Raw genomic sequence first — 20,744 nt, 5'->3', positions numbered from 1 at the left:
TTTATCCACAAACAACTAATAAACTAAACCAGAGATTGGTCATAATAAGTAATCCTTGTGCCTGCGTTTTCAAATTTAAACGGCAAGCGATAAAGGCTCGAAAGCGCACCAGCCACTGCTTTCTGCTTTTTCGGCTCGACAAAGAAAAGTAAAAATCCTCCCCCGCCTGCGCCTAAAAGTTTTCCCCCAAGGGCTCCAGCTGCCATAGCGCGGTCATAATAGCCGTCGATTTCCTTAGATGAGATTTCATCCGTAATGCTTTTCTTAAGCAACCAACCGCGATGCAGGAGGCGGCCAAACTCCCGTAGATTGGCTCCGGAAGAAAGCAACTCCCCGAAGGGAGCCACCAGACTTTTCATCTCGGCAAGCACATGGCGTTTTTCTTGCGTCTTCATGTGTTGAACGCGTAAAATTTTATGAGCATCTCTTTTTATGGCAGTATAAAACAGCATTAGATGGCTCTCCAAAGATTCTTTTATTTCAGGCTTGTAAAAAACCGGATCCACAGAAACAGTTCCATCAGTATGAAAAGTAAAAATATTAAGGCTGCCATATGCAGCAGCATAATGATCCTGCTTACCGATCTTGCGCTTTAACTTATCGATTTCAAGATGCGAGGCCATACCAGCTAACACACCTTTAGTAACCATTTTTCCTTTAAGTGCAAAAAGCGCATGTAATAATCCGACAGCAAAAGAGCTAGAAGATCCCAATCCGGTATTTGCAGGAATATCCGCAAATGTGGAAATTTCAAGCGGGATATCCATATCCATCATCTTTAAGGCTTCACGGACAATCGGATGCTCAATATCCTCAATCTTATCTTTAAACTCCACCTTGCTCCAATTTATCCGGAATTTATATTCTGAGATAGCTGTCTGGCGTTTAACCGCCACGTAAATATACTTATCTATGCCGGTAGAAATTACCTGGCCTTCATCTTTTAAATAAAATTCCGGCAGATCGGTCCCGCCTCCAGCAAAACTAATCCGAAAAGGAGTCCTTGAAATAATCATATTTTCTCCAAAAAAGGTACTGCTTCGTTTAAATTCTTAACTACAAATTCAGGTTTTTCTTCAAAGCCTAAATCCTTTAAATCATCGTTTTGGCCAGTATAAACACATCCGCAACCAGCTCGATAAGCCGCCTGACAATCCCTGGGATCATCTCCTATAAAATATGCCTTATCCAAGCGGAAACTCCACTTACGCGCAGCCTCAAAGAAAAGCCCCGGCTCAGGTTTACGACAGAAACACTTTTCATCCCAATGGTGCGGACAAAGATAAATATCTAAAATACTTATTCCTTCACCATTCAATGCCTCTTTCATCCGTTGATGAATAAATTCAACAGCTTCAGCCGTCACCATACCTCGAGCAATACCGGCCTGATTGGAGATAACGATAAATGAAAAACCTGCCTGACTCAGCTTTTTCATTCCTTCGATATTTTCTTGGATAAAAGAGAAATCTTCCCAAGAACCAATATATTCACCTCTTGGCGCCTTCTTATTGATCACTCCATCTCTATCAATAAGTAATATCTTCTTGGGTTGGAGATATTTCTCCATCATCCTTAAGCGTTGTACATCTGAAATACTATAATAAGTATCCAAAACAGTAAAACCAGCCACTTGGCCCACCGAAACCAATTTGTTGATTATATCAGAGAAACTAACATCTTTATCGCTATAAAATTCAAATACTTTCTTGTTTACGATCATATATCCTAATTCAACAAAGCCCAAACCTGCAGCAGAACGAGTTTTATCATAAACCTGGACAACTCCTGCCTCACCCATACGGATATTGCCTTTCTCTTTAGGTTGCACAATAAAACTCAACAACTTTTTCTGTTCATTATAAAACTTTACGATTTTTTTTAAGTTAAAAGGTAAAAAATTATCGCTGTATAAAAGTAAAAAATGTTCATCGAGTAACTCCTTGGCTTCAAAAAGGCGCCTCCCGGTTTCCCACTCTACAGGCCCGTGAGAATATCGTATAGATAGCCCTAGCTGGTTGCCGTCTTTAAAATATTCACAGATCTGTTCTCCCCGATACCCGGTTAACAAAATAACTTCTTTAATACCATTATCTTTAAGCTGCTCCAAAAGATACCATAAAAAAGGTGCGCCATTAACCAGAACCATTGGCTTAGGCACTAAATCAGTTAGAGGACGCAAACGCTCCCCCAATCCTCCGCAAAGAATTACAGCTTGTTTAGGGATATCCATCAGCAACCCCTAGGATCAAAATCAGGATAAGTACGGTCTTTGTCCGAAATAATCGCCGGTTCGGCAGGCCATTTAAAATCAAATAGCTTATCATTATAACGGAAACCACGATAAGCATCTGGCGAATAAAATTCAGACATATAATAAAGAATAGTAGTATCGTCCTTTAAAGTAAGATATCCATTAGCGCATCCGGCAGGAATATGCAAACTCAAAGGAGCTTGAGAATTCAATTCAACGGATATCCATTTTAAAAATGTTTCCGATTCGGGCCTTAAATCAACAATAATGTCATAAATGGCCCCAGAGACGCATAACATTGTTTTGTGCTCGCCAAAAGGTTTGAGCTGATAATGCATGCCCCGTAAAGTATATTTTTGATTATTCTTGGAAACATTAGTCTGCAGGATCTTAGATTCTAAGCCGTTTTTTAAAAATTCTTTCTGGCAGAAATGCCTAAAAAACATCCCGCGGCTATCCTTAAAAGGCTCAGCCTCAATAATCCAAACACCTTTTATTTTTTGTTCGTAGAATTTCATATTTAAAGTTGTAGCATCTGCGGGCAATTGGGAAACGGCGCAATTACTTTTCCGCAAAAATGATACTTATTTTTTAAAAGTGAAATTATCTCTGTTTTAAAATTCCACGCCAGTAAAACAATTATATCAGGCCCTTTGGAAAAAGCCTCCTCGGGAGAAATAATGAGTATATCGGAACCGGCAGCATACTTATTGTGTTTTAATGGATTCTGATCAGCTATACAAATTAAATGTTCTTTATTAATGTTACAATAGTTAAGCAAAGTAGAACTCCTTGCAGAAGAGCCATACCCAACCAATCTCTTATTTTCTGATTTTTCCTTTAGAATGAGTTCGACAAATTTATTTTTATGCTTCTGGCAATCTTTAGAAAATTTATCCCAAACTTCTTTGCTATTTAACCCACTCTTCTCTTCAGCATCAATTTTCTGCTTTAATCTTTGCTCAATAGGCTTATTCGCGCCTTTATGAGAAAAATAAAGCGCTAAAGATCCGCCGCTAATCGGGCTTTCTAACAAATCAAAAGCTTGCAAACCATGTTTCTTGAGTAAATACTGCATACTTTTTAACGAAAAATAAAAAAGGTGCTCGTGGTAAATCGAATCGTATTGAAGCCCGTCAACAATAACCCCAGCATAGTGAAATTCAATTACTCCTACTCCATCGGCAGCTAAACAATGCTTCATGCCGGCAACAACATCATGCACATTGGCAACATGAGGAATAACATTACGCGCAAAAATAAAATCCGCTTTCCTCTTATCAGAGACTATTTTCTTAGCAATTTTTTCGCCAAAAAATGCAGCAATTGTAGGAATACCGCTATCATTAGCCATCTTAACTATATTTTCGGCAGGATCTACCCCAAGGACTTCAAAACCTTTATCTTTAAATACTTTTAAAAATGTTCCGTCATTGCTTGCAACCTCAACAACAAACGGGCTTTTAGTGTTTAACCTTTTGCAAGCCTCCTGGCAGAATAAATTAGCGTAATTTTTAGCGGTAGATGATGTTCCTGTGACCCAAACATAATGTTTAAAAAGATGCTCTGGCTCAACTGTTTCAGTCAACTGCACAGTTGAACATTCTGAGCAACGGCAAAGAGAAAGCGGAATTAGCGGAAGCTTTTCAACTAAATTATTCCTGAGGCTATTAGCCGGAGGTTGCAACCCAAGCTCAAGAAATGTTTCTATCCTATTACTGCCGCATATACGGCAAACTTCGATTGTCTTATGTAACGAGTTATTCATCGCTCTCCTTTAGCACGACGCAATTCTAAATTAATCTGGCCGGATCCGCGTAAATATTCCAGCTGCTTTAATCGATTGGTCATCCTTCCCCTGAAATATTCTTCATTAAAATCTATCTCTTTAAAAAACTTGACTAATTCCTCGCCTCCGCGCAATAGATTCCATTCCGGTTTGAAATAATCTTTTAAAACCGTCAGAATCTTCTTAAAACTTACGCGATAAGTCCTGGAATCTGTTCCATGTTCGCCGGTAAAAATCAATTTACTCCCCTTAACTACTTGCTGCGCAGCTTCCCCTAAATCCCTTACCGTAAAATTACCGTTGGGGATACCCACGTTAAAAGATTGATTGGCAACTAGCTCCTGCGGCGCCTCCAATCCTGCAATAAAAGCACTTGAAACATCCCGGATATGTACTACCGGCCTCCAAGGGGTGCCATCGCTTTTGATTTCAATTTTACCTGTTGTATAAGCACAACCAACTAAATTATTATAAACTATATCGCATCGTAATCTGGGGCTGACTCCGAATACCGTCGAAGGACGAAATGCCACAACTATAAACTCATCATTTCCCAACTCTCTTAATTTCAATTCCGCCTTCCATTTTGTTTTGGCATAAACAGTAATAGGATTCTTTTCGCTATTCTCTTCATCCAACTCTTCTTTATTATTAGAAACTCCATACATACTCTGAGATGATGAATAAATAAATCTCTTTACCTTAGCCATTTTTGCTAAAGTTGCCAGTTTTACAGTCCCCTCATAATTAATCTCTTCGGTAAGACGTGGATCCAATGCTCCTAATGGGTCATTTGAAAGGCCAGCCAAATGGATTATTGCATCAAAACCTTGTACATCCTCAAAGGTAACATCTCTAATATCCTTGGTTACAAAAGGATAGGAGTAATCCAACGGATACAGCAAATTTTCTTCATAGTAATTAATATCAAAACCACTGACCTTATGCCCTTTCTCCAATAGCATCTTTACCAAAACGCCCCCAATATATCCTCTGTCTCCGGTCACAAGAACCTTCATTTCATACCTCGCATATTTTGTTCATTATTCTGTTTATTAATCCAACTGGAAAATTCATTGATATTAGAAACACCCTCAAGAAACATAGCCCCAGGCCATATTTTCTGAATTTGTGTAGCTTTACCACCCTTAGAAGACCTATTCAAAAAATGTTTCCAGCTTTTTTTATCAAAAACTGTAAATAATAAATAACACCAATCAAACATATTAAGCATAAGAAAACGCTTACCTAAATCATTTAAAGGTAAAATACCTGACTTATACTGGGCAAACCATGAATAAACCTGATGCCGGATATACTGACAACGGCTGATTTTTATTTTTTTTAATAAATCCGCATGATTTATTTTTAAAAGCGACAGCCAGATATGCATACAATTATTCATATCTGCACCGGGAAGCTGGCCTTTAAAATCCGGATTAATTCCCAGGTATTTTTTCCCTTCCTCCTGCTTATTATTGTATGCGAAATGACCGAATGATTTAGAAGATACGCCAACAACCAATAATTTTTCAGGCACAAAGACCCAGGACATTGCTGTCAATAAAAGCGAATTTATCGCATAGTGGTCCGGAAACGGCGGCTGAAACGCGCCTCCCCTAATCTGATTCATAGCTACTCTAGACATCAAAGTAGTTTGCATATTAAGCGGAAGACGATTATGAAAACGAAACATATCTCTAACAATAAGAAAACGTTCCTCTTTTTGTATTATTTTTTCTTTCTCAAATTCCTTACCAAAAGAATAAAAAGGATCTTTGTAATAACTTTGCCTGTCTTGGCCGATTGAATAGGGCGCCATATAACTATAAGCATTATAGGTAACGCAATCGGGATTATTGTATCTTTTTAAAATTTCCTCCATACGGTTAAAATACCCTGGCAAAAGGCCATCATCATCCCCCATCATCAGGACATAATCGCCTTTACTGGCTAAAAGAGCATTATTCCAATTCTCTGTCACACAGACAGGCTCAGAGAACCTCACCACCTTTAAACGTGAGTCGCTAGAAAAAGATTTTAATATTTCTTGGGTTTCATCGGTATTGGCATTATCCGAAACAACCAATTCCATATCCTGATATGGCTCAAGCAATATCGAAGTTATACAATTTCTTAAATACTTTCCCCCGTTACGGGTTGGCAGTAATACTGAAAATTTCATACACTCGCTCTTTTCTTTAAAATAATAGTATAAGCACTTCCATTATCCTTCTTGGTTTCAAAAACACCCACCGCTAATGAAATAAAATGCCCCATAATAAAAGCAGCTGTTTGAAACAATTTATTAGAGGATTTATTCATTAAATAACGCTGCCAACCAAATCTGTTCCAAGCTCTTGCCCCTTTATCATTAAAAGTTACCATCACAGGCTCTAGGCCAAAAGGTTCTACATAATTGATTAGCAGCTCAACCGGAATAAGCCATAAATGCCTCGGGGCATCCACATGCGGCCATTGCGCGCCCTGCAGCTTGAACTGAAAAGCCGCAGGGTTAGGAGCCGCGATTAAAATTACTCCGTTTGGTTTTAAATTTTTTGCAGCCTTCTTCAAAAATTCCCAAGGGTCAGTTAAATGTTCGATAACCTGCCAAAGCGCAATAACATCATATTCTTTTGCCGATTCAATAACCTCATGAGGCTTATCACTTTTAATGACCTTAACACCAATAATTTTTGCTAAAAAATCGCAGCATTTTCCTTCTCTTTCGATAACATCCACCTCAAAGCCGCCTTTTTTTGCCTGAAGCGCAAATACACCATAACCTGGCCCCACCTCTAAAAGACGGCCATCTTTGACAAACCGTTTAATCATCGCAAGCTGAAAGCTTGTTTTTTTTGCGACGTTTTCTATTTTTTTAAATAGCGGCCGGCAGTAATAACTTTCCCCATAATAAACTCCCAAATCAACCGGCGGATTGGCTAAAAAAATTAAACCGCATTTCATGCATTTCTGGTATTTAAAGACTTCGGTAGAAACCCTCCTATTCCAATCTTTAGTTGTAAATGCTGATCCTGAGTTTATTTTGCAAACCGGACACTGTGTTTTCATATTTATTTTTTTCTGTTATATAAACCGATTAATTCTCTATCGGAAAGAATCTCCTCGCTTTTACGGCCCATAAAATAATAAGCCGAAGCAGCATCTAATGCTGCTCTTTTTCTGATCAAAATATAATCAAAATATTTAAAATAAAACGAAGTAAGATGCGCAAAAACTAATAAAATATTTTTAATAATTTCATTTTTTGTAAAACTTGTAAGAAAAAATCGCCATGACCAGGCAAGTGCCATGCCCGGTCCGGAAACAGCTCCGCTTGAGATATCCTGAAACCTCCTGAACAAGCGCCTATGCCCTAAATAAGTAAATCTGGTAAAATCAAACTGCTTACCATGCACTTGCTGCATAAACGGTGTTTCTGCGTAAACAAGGCCATCATTTTTCAAAACTCTAAAAATCTCACTCACGCATAAATATGGGTCTATTACATGCTCAAGCACTGCCTGTATTATTACTCCGTCAAACGAACAATCATCGAAAGGTATATCATGAGCATCAGAAATCAACATTGTTCTCGGGCCAAACGAAATATCGCTTTCTATTAATTGCATCGATCCATTTTTAATCAAACTATCCATTCCTGGCCCAACAATACTTGCGCCGATAACCAGTATTTTTGGAGATTTAGATTGTTTTAATGCTAATTCGCTAAATTTAGCCAGATTTTGACGCGCCTTAATGTTTACGCCAATGCCCGGAATTATTCCTTTAATAATTTTCCTAATCCGGGAATGATAGCTCTTAGGAAAATAAGTTGATTTACTATTCACGAAATCATTGATTGAAAAAAGGCTGTTTTTCTCATTAATCAATACCGGAATATCATTTACAACAGGATATGCCAAATTACAATCCAGATTGATACATTTGAATAAATCCCCTTGCAATTTAAGCTTGCTTTTACATACCGGACAACTTAATAAATTTATAACTTCAGCTGGTAATTTCATTTTAATTACTATTTTCCTTTTTTAAATAATCCTTCCACCATGCAATAGTTTTATCCAGCCCATGGTTAAGGTCATACCGTGCAAACCAGCCGATTATATCTTGAATCTTCTTCACGTCTGCAACTAAAAGCTCCGGCTCGTTCGTATTTGCGGTTATTTTACCAAATTGGACTAAATCCGACCGGCCTAATTTTGCCGAAATAATATTAATTAATTCTTTAATCGATACCGGAACCCCGGAACCGATATTTATCGCGCCGCAAAAGTTACTTTCCAGTAAAGCCACAAAAGCCAAAGCAACATCCTCGACATACAAAAAATCACGCTTTTGGTTGCCTTCTGAACAAGGAATCTGTTTACCTTTAAGAAGTGAAGCAATAACTGAGGATACTAAACGATTAGGATGCTCAGCTGGCCCATAAGCAAAAAATATCCTTGCCCAAACACTGCTTAAGCCAGTTTCTTTAGAGAGAACCTCAACTTTCTTTCTTAATTCATTTCTGCAATTACCATATAAAGTAGCAGGCAACAAAGGTGTAGTATCCTCAGAACACCTTCCTTGACTCCAATCATATTCGGCGCAGGTTCCTGCGATTACGGCTCTTTGCCCGCCTTGAGTACGAAAGGATTTTACCAAATCAAAACTAGCCCGCACCCAATCATGATTCTCTAAAGCAGTCCAATATTTCTTATGTTCGGTATACCAAGCTAAATGTAAAAGATGCGTGGCTCTAACTGAAGAGACCAGGCTATCAGTGTCTTTAGAATTTAACAGGTTAACCTGACACCAACGTACACCCGGGCAACTAAAATCATTTTTGGAAAATGATACGGCATGTACCTGATAACCTTTTTCTATTAACAAAGGTAAACAATGCCTACCAATAAAACCGGTTGCCCCGGTAACTAAAATCTTCTTCATAAAATTAAATTTGAGTATTTATGTAAAAAATCTCTGCCAATACGTGAAACACTCCCATAGGAAAAATGACTGGGATTCATCAGTGATTTAAAACGCTGCTGAAGTTCTTCATCTACCTGAGCATAATTAAGTTTACCTTCAATTCTATCAAACATCTCTTCCGCCAGTTTCTTTATATCTTCGGGTGAATTCTCAACCAGGCGTAACTGTGAAGATTCATATAGCTGACTAAGGCAAGAATGGCTTAAAGCAGAATCAAAGACCTCTTTAAAATGAAGATACCTGTTTTCTTTATCTGACCAGGTCAATTTCGGTATAGCTATATCTTTGGCTCCATAAGGAAGTACGCCTGCCATATGTGCGGAATTTGCTATAGCCACAGGCACACCGAATATATTAGCTACATGGCACAATCCTGAATGACTACCGAGAAAAAACTTAGAAGCTGCGCAAAGAAAAACATCCATCCATTCACTTTTAATCCCCAGGTGAGGGTAATCAATAACACCTTTCATAGATGGAATTTGCTTCATGGATTTATCCCCCATACGAATCACCCAGCCGCCACGCTGAACAATATCATCCATGGCAGGAAAATAATTATGGATATCGGCATTACGCGTAGGTTCGATTCTTCCTGAACATCCATCTTCTCTGCAGTGAACACAGACAAACCAATCATCTTTTTTCATCCCCAAATCATATAAAACGGCCCAACCACGCTTAAGGTCTTCATCTCGTAAAATCAAAAGCGCCGGCCTATCTGAAAACTTTTTTTGAATCTGGGGAAAGTAGGCGCTATTGGGTGAAAAAACAAAACGATGAGTTTGAGCTAAAGTAAATTTATTTTTTTGCAGTGGATCAAATAACAAGCAAAACAAAGGTGAAGTAATAATTTTTATATATTTTTCCCAGTAAGTTAAAAGATGCCGGTTATAAATTTTATTTTTAGGAACCAACATAATAATTTTAAATTGTGGCCGAAGGCACAACATCCCTTCTTTAATATAGCAATCCGGCTCGACACAAAGATGGCCAATACCGCATTCAAGAGGGCTAATGAATTTTACATTGAATAAACTACAAAATGGCCAAGCAATAAATCCTGCAATCTGACAAAAAATTACATCATATAGTAATTTTTTAAAACCTCTTCTTATGCAGAAAAAAATCCCCTTCTCTTTAATCCTATGCAAAAGAGCAGCCAAAATCTCATATTTGTATTGAAGTTCAATTTGAAAATTAAATTTATTATTTTTCATAAAACTAAATATGAGTATTTACGTAAAAAATCCCTGCCAATACGTGAAACACTCCCATAGGAAAAATGGCTAGGATTCATGAGTGATTTAAAACGCTGCTGTAGGATATTGTCTTCTTCGGTATATACCATTTTCCCTTCGATTCTAGCGAACATCTCATCAGTCAGATTTTTAATATCCTCCGGATCATTATCGACCAAACGCAATTCCAATGATTCATAGTCCTGCCAGATCTTCCTAAGCGGGATAAGTGAGACTTCTTTAAAATGAAGATAACGGTTCTGCTTATCCGACCAAGTCAGCTTAGGCATACATATATCTTCAACTCCATAAGGTAAAACACCGGACATATGCGCATAGTTGGTTATCGCCACAGGAACGCCAAATATCGAAGGCAAAGCACTTAATCCAGAATGGCTACCGTGAAAAAACTTAGTACTACCACAAAGAAAAACATCCATCCAGTCACTTTTAAATTCTGAATGAGCATAGTCAATTACCTGCCTCATGGGCGGCAGAGACTTCATAGCCTCATCTCCCATGCGGATTACCCAACCGCCGCGGCTAACTACTGATTCTATTGCAGAAAAATAATTTTCGATATTGGCATTGCGAGGAGAACAATCAGGCTTTCCGAAAGAACCATCCTCCCGGCAATGAAAACAAACAAACCAATCTCCTTTTTTCAATCCCATCTTGTATAAAACCTCCCAACCACGTACAATATCATCCTGTTTCAAAGAAAGTAACGCAGGCCTACCGGCAAATCTTTTTTGAATTTCAGGAAAATATGCGGCTTCAAAAGAAACAGCAAACCGATAAGATGAATAACCGGTAAATCTATTTCTCGCTAACGGTTCTAATATCGCGCAAAGCCATGGAGAACTAATGATTGTAAAATACCGCTTCCAATAACCCAAAAAATGCATATTACATATTTTAGCGGAAGAGGCCAATAAAATAGCCTTCTCTCTTCGGTGTAATCCTAATATTCCTTCTTTAATATAGCAATCCAGTTCAACACAGAGATGTCCAATAGCACCCTCCAATAAAACCAGAAATCTGATCCGCATTAATAAACAAAACGGATAGGCAATAATACCGCACAGATTAGAAATAATTATTAAATATAACCTGCGGACATTCTCTTTAATATAGCAAAATAATGCTTTGTTTTGTATTTTGCTATGAATGTACCCTATCCAAAAAAATATTTTCTTATCGGAATCAATATTAGCGTGCCAAAAACGGCGACAGTTATGCCAGATTAGAACCACAAAAGGTATAAAAATAATATTAATAATTAAATAACCAAAAGCCATCCCATTAATACCAAAATTCTTACCAAGTATAAAAGTAGACAAGCCAGTGACTACCCCCAAGAGAACAGAAAAATACAAAAGTGGTTCTTTCTTATGTGCCCTCAGATAAAATGAAAAAGGGAAAGATAATATTGAAATAATCTGGGCAATAAGGAATAATCCTGCAGGAAGCGGTGGAAGAATGCGCTGAGAAAAAGGATTGGCTGTCTGGTAAAGAACATAAATAGCTATCCAGACGAATACTGAAAGGGCCAAAATAATAAAAATAAATATTTTCGTAATACGCCAAAAAAGCTGATCAAGCTTTTGGTATTCTTTACGCGCAATCAACATGCCAAACTGCGGTATCTTAGGTGATAACCATGAACCGGCAATTGCTCCTATTCCCCCAATAATAGTCCAGGTCATGCCAAATTGACCCGCAATAATTGGGCCGTGATAACGAAAAAGAACAGGAGTGAATAGCGAAAAAACAAAATATCCAGTGATCCAACTAAGCGCTATTCTCCACTGCATAGGAAAAATTTCTTTACGCCAATCTATGCGAACACCCGAAATATTACGCAAAAAAAGACTTTTAATAAAATTGCGGTATCTAAATCCTAAAAATATTACCGAGCACAACAATACCGATACAACCGAAATAGATGCTGCCCAAAGCTTAGCGCCAATGAAAATTGCTACCCAAACAGATAAACTGGTAATAATCCCTTGAAAAAAACGGTAAGTATATACATTAGACACCTGATTACAGCCTTCAAGCAAAGCCCAAACCGGAATAAAACATATCGTGACCGCAGTAAGAAAACACAAGGAGAACCATGGGAATACCCAGTTTACACCGGCGTTGTGTGACTTTATAAAAAACATATAGCCAGCTACACTTAACCCCAAAGCGATAATCGCTGCACCCACCATATACCATTTAGAAGTAATACTAGCCAAACTTCTCAGCCGCGATAACGCATCTTTATCTCCGGTAATATTGCCACCTTCATCGATCCCTAATTTAGACCATTCATGACTGGCAAACTGTATAATAACGGTACCTAACCCTAATTCCACAAAAACCTGCAAAGCCAAAAGACTAGCAAAAGTATAGTAATACCCCTGATATTCAGGAGTAAATTTTACAACTATCAGTAAAGCAGTTACGGGCCCGGCGAAAACACTCCAGAATTTAGATAACACCCCGAATAACACCGCCCTGTCAACTTCGATCTTACGCAGTAATTTACGTGATTTATGTAATATAGCTTGCATTTATCCTTGCGTTAGCCCCATATCAATCAAAACGCGCCCTACCGCACTCTGTTCCATATATTCAACAGCTTCGTTGATATCTTTTAGCGCAAAAATACGGCAGACTAATTCTCTCAAATTAAATTTTCCAGAGATAACCCAATCCGCATACATGGGTATATCTCTATCCGGTTGAGTTTGGCCTCCCCAGGTACCGATTATGCGTTTACCCTTAATCAAATCAAAAGGGTTAATTTGAATCTTTTCGCCAAAAGAAAGGTTACCCGCTATAACGCACAACCCGCCATTATCCCGGACTGATTTAAAAGCTATCTCCATAGATTCCTTTTTGCCGGCAGATTCAATCGCATAATCAACACCCTTGCTATCCGTAATCTTCATGATTGCTTCAATAATGTTATCCTTCTTAGCGTTTAATGCATGTGTGGCTCCAAGTATAGTTGATTGCTTAAGCCTATCTTCGGATATATCTATAGCGATAATTTTCGATGCCCCACGGGCTTTAGCAGCCAGCAATGCGCTTAAACCGATGCCTCCCATGCCAAAAATCGCAATACTTTTATTTTCAGAAATATCCATTGTATTCATCACGATACCTGCACCCGTAGGAATAGCGCATCCCAAAAGCGCAGCCTCACGAAGTAGCATTGCATCCGGAATTTTAACCAGGCGATTTTCAGAAATAACTGCTTTTGTCATAAAGGTAGAAATTGCCCCGGAATTAACAATTGTGTTATCATTTCTTTTATATGAAGCAGATGGAATATCAGAACCGTTACCTTTAATCCAAGTTAATACTACCCTATCTCCTATCTTGATTTTTTTTACTCCAGCGCCAATAGCCTCAACTACTCCAGAGCCTTCATGCCCTAAGGTATGCGGAAGAAACTTATCCTTACCTTTTAACCCGCGCATCTCATTTAGCTGAGTATGACAAATCCCACTATAGGCAATTTTTACCAGCACCTGCCCGGCTAATAAATCCGGAAGCAAAAGTTCTTCAATTATCAATGGTTTATTGATTTCCGATAATACTGCTGCCAATATTTTCATCATTTATTTTTATTGTTTATTAGTTTTTAATATCTGATTTGTCCAGTGCCTTGCTGTCTGCTCAAGACAAATAGATATGGGAGTAAAATCGCTAACTGGCTTTAATACAATCCCCGATATCATACTTGTGTTTTTCGGATATCTTGGGCTTATCATAATTTCATCCAAGGAAGCCCTAATTACTTTATCTGTACTTACCCCCATTAACCTAGCCAAAACAATAGCCAAATCATATCTTGACCACACTTCAGGAGAACACACATTAATAATCCCTGTTGAGCCTTGAGATTGAAGCAAACTAACCGCAGCAATAACATCTGTTACGAGAGTCGGACAAAATATCTGATCATACGCGGCCCGATAAGTGCCGCCCGATGACAAAATTCCCGCAATTTCATCAAGAAATGTCTTATCTTCTTTAACAAGAGAAAATATTTTACATAATCTTATTACTAAAAAATTCTCTTTGGTTATAGCGGATATCTGCGCTTCTACCTCAGCTTTTTGCTTACCATATTCAATTATTGGGTTTACAGGAGATTGATCTGTATAGCTACCTGTCTTACCGTCAAAAACATAGGAACTTGAAAAAAAAACTGGTTTTACGCCTTCTTCGGTAAGCTGACGAATAAGTTCAAAAGTACCGTCAACATTGGCTTTCCTGACTTCTACTTTCTCTTTCTCAGTAATATTAACTCTGGTAATCGCGGCAAAAATAAGCGCCTCTTTATAATGCCTTTTAGCCAATTGAAGCCCAGCTATATTAGGCTTATAGAGATCGAGATCATACATATGCTGATCCTCAACAGAACCATTTTTTACCGTGGCAATACAATCCGGATAAATTTTACGATATGCCGGTAAAAAATAGCGCCCCAAAAATCCGCTAGCCCCAATTATTGCTGTCTTTGGAATATCAGTATTCATCCGCGCCTAAAAGTTTGAGCCTATTTCTTTTTAGAATTGTACCGATTTAAAGCTTGCCTTATAACATCAGGAATATCTAATTTTTCAAGCTCAGCAAAAGAAAAAATATCTACGGCCTTACCTTCTCTAAGTTTATGAGCATCCCAAACAGTATCAATATTTGATACAAAAAACCATGTCCTGACATTACCCTTCACAAAATCATAATAATAATCCGCACGCTGGAAAAACTTAAACTCCGGCTGAATTAAAAGCTCTTCAAAAAGCTCCCGCTTAACTGCTGCTAAAGGAGTCTCCCCAAGGTTAATCTTACCTCCAAAGAGGGACCATTGGCCTGGAGCAGCTATACCCGGTTTATCATCGCGCAATTGCATAACATACTTACCCGAAAGCAATAAGATAGCGTGCGCTGTCTCAACATCAGGCTTCTTCAATCTGCAATAAACCACCAGTAGTCACCGGTATAACCAGTTTCTAAAAACAGCTTTTTCCAATCATCAACATGCATCATCGTTTCAGCAGTAAGCACCCATTTAAATAAATTATCGCGTTCCATTTCATTACGCCAGGCATCGATAGTGATATAACTATCCCCGCGACAGACACGCTGAATCTCCTTTAAAGCAATTTTAAGCCGCTGAAGTGGAAGATTATGAATCGAGTTAATAGAAATAACCAGATCGAAAGATTTGTCAGGATACGGTAACTTCTCAGCGCTAGCGATCTCTAAATACGGTTTTACTTGCGGCATAGCGTTTTCAATTGCGTATTCACTAACATCTATTCCGGCAATAGTTGCCTGCGGCATAAGTTCTTTAAAATCAGCAAGCATAAAACCTTTCCCGCATCCAATATCCAGGATTGCACAGTTATCTGCCAAGTGATAATAATCTTTGAATCTTTTTACTACCGATTTCCAGCGCCCATCATATTTATACCCGCCATAACCGCACTTCCTATCACCATCAAAAAAATCCTTTCCAAATTGCTTAGCTATAGCAACAATTTCCGGAGTTTTTTCTTTGGCGCGCTTATCATAATCACGGACAGTTTTAGGATGTGAATCTAATAGGTTTATTTCTCTTTTCAACTATTCCTCCTATTTAAGCGATGCTTTATGCGGCTTAACAATCATACATTCAAAAAAATGCTTTCTTTCCAACAAAGGCTCCCCATCTTCCAGGGCCCTTCCGAATTTAACCTGTGGAATTACGCTATGGCCTAAGTGCATCTCGATATTACACAAAACAGGGCCTTTTGAATGCAGAGTTTCACTAATACCTTTATGCATATCTTTTGCTTTTAATATATTAACTGTTTTATAACCGTAGGCTTTGGCTACCTTAATAAAATCCGGGAAAGCTAGCCCGCTTTCTATGGTAGAGGCCTCATATCGCGAACAAAACCACTGGTCTTGAGTTTGACGAATCATGCCATAACCGTGATTATTAAAAAGAAAGATTTTTATTGGGAGTTTATGCTTTAGAGCCGTTATGAGCTCCTGAATATTCATCTGTAAACCACCGTCTCCGGTTACACAGATCACGGGTTTTTTATTAATGGCAAAAGAGGCGCCGATACTTGCCGGTAAAGAATATCCCATCGGCGTGTTGTTAAAAGCGCTAAAAAGCTTCTGCCCTTTTTTGAATTCAAAAGACTGCAAAACCCAAGCTAGACTACAACCAGTATCAGCAAAAATAACATCTCCCGGTAAAGCCTGGTCGGAAAGCATTTTTATGAAAACATACGGATTTACACCGCTCTCTTTAAAATATTCCTTCCTGAAAACAGGAAATTTTTCTTTCCATTGAGCAATTTTCTTCTGCCAAGCCGATATCTGGGGGAGTTTTATACCGGTAATTTTACGGTTAAGCAGCTCTAGAAAATCCTTGGCATCCGCATTGACTTCCAAATCTATTTTCATTTTTAATTTCTTAAATTTCTTCAGCTCGCAAGGATCGATATCAACAACTATCCTTTTAGCACCTCTGGCAAATGTCCAGTGAGGTGAACCTGCCTGACGGGTATCCAGGCGCGCCCCGATAGATAAAATAAAGTCGGCATTTTGTACCGCAAAATTACCGTAACGTGTGCCGTGAGTACCGAATGCGCCGATTAATTGCGGATGGCTAGCCGGAAATAGATATCTTAGGCCCCAGGTAGGCGCTACCGGTAATCCTGACTTCTCCACAAATTTTAAAACTTCTTTTTCTGCGCCGGAAAGATTTATCCCCCAACCAAGAATAACAACCGGCCTCTTTGCATGCCGAAGTAAATCTATGCACTTTATTACCTGCGAATCCAAACGACGAGAATCATTTCTACCATCTTCAGGTATAAATGGTTTTAATAATCTTGGTTGGACATCCATTCTTTGTAAATTATCGGGTATATCTATTAATACTGGCCCCGGCCTTCCTGAATGCGCAATATGAACAGCTTTTTCAAATTCATACCTGATCTCTTTAGGATCCCTGATTCTTACGGCATATTTAGTGATAGGCCTAAATATTGCAGTAACATCTGTTTCCTGAAAACCCAACTGCCTTATTCCGGCATTTCCTTTTGAACGAAAGGTTGAAACCTGTCCAGTGATATAGAGCGTCGGAATCGAATCATAGAATGAACAACAGACCCCGGTAAGCATATTGGTGGCACCCGGTCCGCTGGTGGCTATTGCCACTCCTAATTTTCCAGTAACTCTAGCATAGGCATCGGCAGCCATTGCCCCTGCTTGTTCATGCTGCGGACAAATATATTTTATCCCAGGAGTCTTAGCAATAGAATCAATCAGGTGCGCAGATGCTCCGCCGGTAATAACAAATACATGTTTTATGCCTTGTCCTACCAAAAATTTGGCTACATAATCCGAAAGCTTCATCGTTATTTTCCTGTTTTTAAACGTAAACCTGCTCCCACTGCCCAGAGATAATGGCACATCGGAGCATAACCGGTATGTAAAACCTCATCATTCATTCCAAACATAAATACATTCTCAAAATACTTCTCCATTAGTTCTCGCAAAGTTTTATTACTTTTTAAATTAATATGTTGTATGCTACTTCTAGGAGTAGCATACTCAGAAGCAGTTACGTTAGGCGTACCAATAATTAAAACTCCCGTGGGCTTAAGGCATTTTGCGATGTTATCCAAAAATACTTTTTCAGTTTTTTTGTCTAAATGCTCAATTACATCAATAAGGTATATTCCATCCACCTTAATGCTGGGAGATTCTTTATTAAAATCCACATGTAGATATTCTACATTCTTTAAGTGTTTGAGACGTCCAGCATTACCCTCGAGTAAACGTTTATCCCAGTCCACTGCGTATATCTTTTTTACTGCCTGAGCTATAATCGGCAAGCCAAAACCATCTCCTGAGCCTATCTCCATAACAGTATTTTTACCTTCTAAAATTTTCGCGCAGAATTTATATCTAGAGAGTACAAAACACATATGCTTTGGGTCATTAATCAAACTGTATGATGTCCAGGGTCCCAACCTTAGCTCCTGGGTATCAAACTGGTATCCTGTTCCTTCTTTATAGAGTTTTTTAGCTGATTTATTAACTTTACTACTTTTCACTTTATCCTCCTTTATTATTACTGTTCTTAAATCTTCTTAATTTAAATTTATTGGAATCAGCTCGTAGCTGTCGCACAAAAGATTCCCCTCTCTTCTTCCAGGCATCGTGAACAACAGAAAAATTGCGGCCTCCGGAAACTTCACGGCCCTGATCAATACACCAATTAATGCAGTCAAAGATATCCTTATAGTCAGTTCCCAGGATATTCGATTTTAAAAATTGTTTTGTCCGGCTGTAATTAGATCCGGCTGCCAAGCGATTCCGCAGCGTCTCTGCATGGATCTTGGTCTTTACTACTCCCGGTCCAACGATAAACGTATGTAGGTCATTATTTTCATCATCCAGAAGTTCGCACATCTTAATCAGCATAATTTTTGAAACACAATAAGCCGAATAATTGGTAAAAGGATTGTTCGTTCCGCCTCCTGCGAAAAACACAACATGATTTAAGGTATTTTTACGCCTATAAGGATATAATTCATGAAGAAAACGCAGTTGCGATGTGGAATTAACAATTATAGAATTTTCCCATTCATTAAAATTAACATCAAAAAATTTACCAATAGGCTCCATTGTCCCTACACAAGAAATAAAAATATCCCAAGGCTTAGCTGTTTTCTTAATTTTATTAATACATTCTTTTATCTCTGGCTTTTTTGCGACATCACACTGAAAAAGACAAATACCTTTTTGCGCCAGGCTCCTTACGCTGCCCCTGTGCCTATAAGTTCCCATAACAGCATATCCCTGATTCAGATAACGCAATGCCAGCTGAGCTCCTATATCTGAGCCTATTCCTAGGATAAAAACATTCTTTTTAACTTCTTTTTTTCTCTCCATATTCTATCTTTTTGCAGCCGACATTATGTTCTTAACCTTGCTGTTTACGCCAAGGTTACGCCTTGTATTTATCCGCCAATCTCCTAATTCTTCCATAGTTATCCCATGCATCCTGGCAATTTTTTCCCTTCTTTCAGGAGATGAGAAATTTATCCTGTCCCATTCAAAAGACCTCAAAACTTCCAGTTCAAAAGGAGTAAATTCTTTAGTTGTAATTAACCCTTTCCCGTAACCGGAATATTTAGAAATATTTTTTACATAGTCATCGGGTAATAATTTATTCTCTAAACAAACATCCATTAATTCGGTTTTCGGTAATGGAGTAGCAATATGAAAATTTACCATATCGACATTAAGCTTCTGGGCATATTTAAATGTATCCCGAATCTGCTCCCAGGTTTCCCCCGGAAAACCGATAACAAAATTTGCAATTACATCAAAACCAATTGACCTAGCCAAGGTTAGTTTTTCCGGAATAATATCCAGCCTGATCGGTTTTTTGACAATATTCGTAAGCACATCCTGATTCCCGGATTCAATAGAAACAGTTATATGCGTGCAGCCGCTTTTATACATGAGATTTAAGATTTCTTCATCCAACAGCCAGGCAGTGACATTAACGCACTTCCAGCTAAAGCCTTTATAGTTATTTAAGATACCATTCATTATTTTCATTGCCCGGCCTCGATTGGCTAAAAAATGGTCGTCTAAGAAAATAACTTCCCGAATTCCCTGTTTATATAAACTATCAACTTCTTTAAGCACATTTTCCGCGCTTCTAAAGCGCACTTTCTGGCCGCTTACAGTCCTTCCTGCGCAAAATATGCACCTGTAAGGACAGCCTCTGGAAGTAATCGTAACTGCCGCAGGGTAATTACGCGCCAGGAGCCCCGGAGCATATTTAAATTTGATATTGCCATAATCCTGCAGGGAGGCGCCAACGACAGCCGAATAATCAGGAAAAGGAATTGCGTCAAGATCAGTAATAAATTCCACTTTATTGATGACTGGCTTATTTCCCTGCCAATACGCCAGGCCGCTAATACCGGTAAGATCTTTAGAGTCTGAGCGTATTTTCTCAATCAAAGACGGAAATGATTGCTCTCCTTCTCCCATAATCCAATAATCAATATTTTTATCTTTCATCGCTTCTTGAATCATAACCGTAGGAATTACACCACCTAAAACAATTACAGCTTTCGGTAGGCACTTACGAATAAGGGCTATCGTATGCCGGGTAACATTAAAATATTCCGTTGAAATCGAGCTTACTCCGACCAAATCGGGCTTGGTTTTTTGTAGAAAAGCCCTTGCTTCCTGTTCAGACAAATTCTTAAAATTTGGATCAAATACTACCACCTTAGTCTGATCTTTAATAATCGCTTTCAACAAGCACAAAGTATAGGGAGGAAATTGCCAGGTCCTCTTAGAAAGCCAGGCATAATTAGGCTGAGTTAAAAGTATCTTCTTTATTTGTTTAGGCTTAATTAACATA

General features: G+C 38.4%; 19 protein-coding genes. All 19 read right to left on the bottom strand.

Annotated features, from left to right (window positions below):
• Positions 1-23 precede the first annotated feature (23 nt).
• Genes PHC29_04485 through PHC29_04395 form a run of 19 tightly spaced genes read right to left on the bottom strand, consistent with a single transcriptional unit; the run spans position 24 to position 20,743 of the window.
• Positions 24-1,016 (bottom strand): GHMP kinase, encoded by a 993-nt coding sequence (locus PHC29_04485; protein ID MDD5108749.1) that lies wholly within the window; start codon positions 1,014-1,016, stop codon positions 24-26.
• Positions 1,013-2,233, bottom strand: a complete 1,221-nt coding sequence (locus PHC29_04480) for an HAD-IIIA family hydrolase (GenBank protein ID MDD5108748.1) — start codon at positions 2,231-2,233, stop codon at positions 1,013-1,015. The genes PHC29_04485 and PHC29_04480 overlap by 4 nt, the downstream gene beginning before the upstream one ends.
• Positions 2,233-2,772, bottom strand: coding sequence for a dTDP-4-dehydrorhamnose 3,5-epimerase family protein (locus tag PHC29_04475; GenBank protein MDD5108747.1), 540 nt, complete (start codon positions 2,770-2,772; stop codon positions 2,233-2,235). The genes PHC29_04480 and PHC29_04475 overlap by 1 nt, the downstream gene beginning before the upstream one ends.
• 2 nt (positions 2,773-2,774) lie before the next feature.
• A complete protein-coding gene (locus PHC29_04470; protein ID MDD5108746.1) occupies positions 2,775-4,022 on the bottom strand; it encodes a class I SAM-dependent methyltransferase in 1,248 nt (415 codons plus the stop codon).
• On the bottom strand, positions 4,019-5,062 hold the full coding sequence (locus tag PHC29_04465; protein MDD5108745.1) for an SDR family oxidoreductase: 1,044 nt from the start codon (positions 5,060-5,062) through the stop codon (positions 4,019-4,021). Before PHC29_04465 ends, PHC29_04470 begins: the two co-directional genes overlap by 4 nt.
• Positions 5,059-6,228: a glycosyltransferase family 2 protein gene (locus PHC29_04460; protein MDD5108744.1), complete on the bottom strand. Its 1,170-nt coding sequence runs from the start codon at positions 6,226-6,228 to the stop codon at positions 5,059-5,061. The genes PHC29_04465 and PHC29_04460 overlap by 4 nt, the downstream gene beginning before the upstream one ends.
• Positions 6,225-7,115 (bottom strand): class I SAM-dependent methyltransferase, encoded by an 891-nt coding sequence (locus PHC29_04455; GenBank protein ID MDD5108743.1) that lies wholly within the window; start codon positions 7,113-7,115, stop codon positions 6,225-6,227. Before PHC29_04455 ends, PHC29_04460 begins: the two co-directional genes overlap by 4 nt.
• A gap of 2 nt (positions 7,116-7,117) precedes the next feature.
• Positions 7,118-8,074 (bottom strand): methyltransferase domain-containing protein, encoded by a 957-nt coding sequence (locus PHC29_04450; GenBank protein ID MDD5108742.1) that lies wholly within the window; start codon positions 8,072-8,074, stop codon positions 7,118-7,120.
• A 1-nt stretch (position 8,075) separates the two neighbouring features.
• On the bottom strand, positions 8,076-8,996 hold the full coding sequence (locus PHC29_04445) for an NAD(P)-dependent oxidoreductase (GenBank protein MDD5108741.1): 921 nt from the start codon (positions 8,994-8,996) through the stop codon (positions 8,076-8,078).
• Positions 8,993-10,258 carry a TIGR04372 family glycosyltransferase gene (locus PHC29_04440; GenBank protein ID MDD5108740.1) on the bottom strand — a complete coding sequence of 422 codons (1,266 nt, stop codon included), beginning with the start codon at positions 10,256-10,258 and terminating at the stop codon, positions 8,993-8,995. The genes PHC29_04445 and PHC29_04440 overlap by 4 nt, the downstream gene beginning before the upstream one ends.
• Entirely contained in the window at positions 10,255-12,843 is a 2,589-nt protein-coding gene (locus PHC29_04435) for a TIGR04372 family glycosyltransferase (GenBank protein MDD5108739.1), read from the bottom strand. Before PHC29_04435 ends, PHC29_04440 begins: the two co-directional genes overlap by 4 nt.
• Positions 12,844-13,899 carry a zinc-binding dehydrogenase gene (locus tag PHC29_04430; protein MDD5108738.1) on the bottom strand — a complete coding sequence of 352 codons (1,056 nt, stop codon included), beginning with the start codon at positions 13,897-13,899 and terminating at the stop codon, positions 12,844-12,846. It abuts the gene before it with no gap.
• A gap of 6 nt (positions 13,900-13,905) precedes the next feature.
• Positions 13,906-14,823: a sugar nucleotide-binding protein gene (locus tag PHC29_04425; GenBank protein ID MDD5108737.1), complete on the bottom strand. Its 918-nt coding sequence runs from the start codon at positions 14,821-14,823 to the stop codon at positions 13,906-13,908.
• A 20-nt stretch (positions 14,824-14,843) separates the two neighbouring features.
• Positions 14,844-15,257 carry an NUDIX domain-containing protein gene (locus PHC29_04420; GenBank protein ID MDD5108736.1) on the bottom strand — a complete coding sequence of 138 codons (414 nt, stop codon included), beginning with the start codon at positions 15,255-15,257 and terminating at the stop codon, positions 14,844-14,846.
• Positions 15,254-15,913 carry a class I SAM-dependent methyltransferase gene (locus PHC29_04415; GenBank protein MDD5108735.1) on the bottom strand — a complete coding sequence of 220 codons (660 nt, stop codon included), beginning with the start codon at positions 15,911-15,913 and terminating at the stop codon, positions 15,254-15,256. Before PHC29_04415 ends, PHC29_04420 begins: the two co-directional genes overlap by 4 nt.
• A gap of 9 nt (positions 15,914-15,922) precedes the next feature.
• Positions 15,923-17,704: a thiamine pyrophosphate-binding protein gene (locus PHC29_04410; protein ID MDD5108734.1), complete on the bottom strand. Its 1,782-nt coding sequence runs from the start codon at positions 17,702-17,704 to the stop codon at positions 15,923-15,925.
• A gap of 2 nt (positions 17,705-17,706) precedes the next feature.
• The gene (locus tag PHC29_04405; GenBank protein MDD5108733.1) at positions 17,707-18,408 is read right to left on the bottom strand and encodes a class I SAM-dependent methyltransferase; all 702 of its coding nucleotides are present in this window, start codon (positions 18,406-18,408) and stop codon (positions 17,707-17,709) included.
• A 1-nt stretch (position 18,409) separates the two neighbouring features.
• Positions 18,410-19,249 carry an SDR family NAD(P)-dependent oxidoreductase gene (locus PHC29_04400; protein MDD5108732.1) on the bottom strand — a complete coding sequence of 280 codons (840 nt, stop codon included), beginning with the start codon at positions 19,247-19,249 and terminating at the stop codon, positions 18,410-18,412.
• Between the two features lie 3 nt (positions 19,250-19,252).
• Positions 19,253-20,743, bottom strand: a complete 1,491-nt coding sequence (locus tag PHC29_04395) for a radical SAM protein (protein MDD5108731.1) — start codon at positions 20,741-20,743, stop codon at positions 19,253-19,255.
• Position 20,744: the final 1 nt, after the last annotated feature.

The organism is Candidatus Omnitrophota bacterium (genome assembly GCA_028712255.1).
In the GTDB taxonomy this organism is placed as follows: Bacteria; Omnitrophota; Gorgyraeia; order Gygaellales; family Profunditerraquicolaceae; genus UBA6249.
Note: the sequence above shows the minus strand (reverse complement) of the source record. Positions and strands in the feature narration are given on the sequence as shown.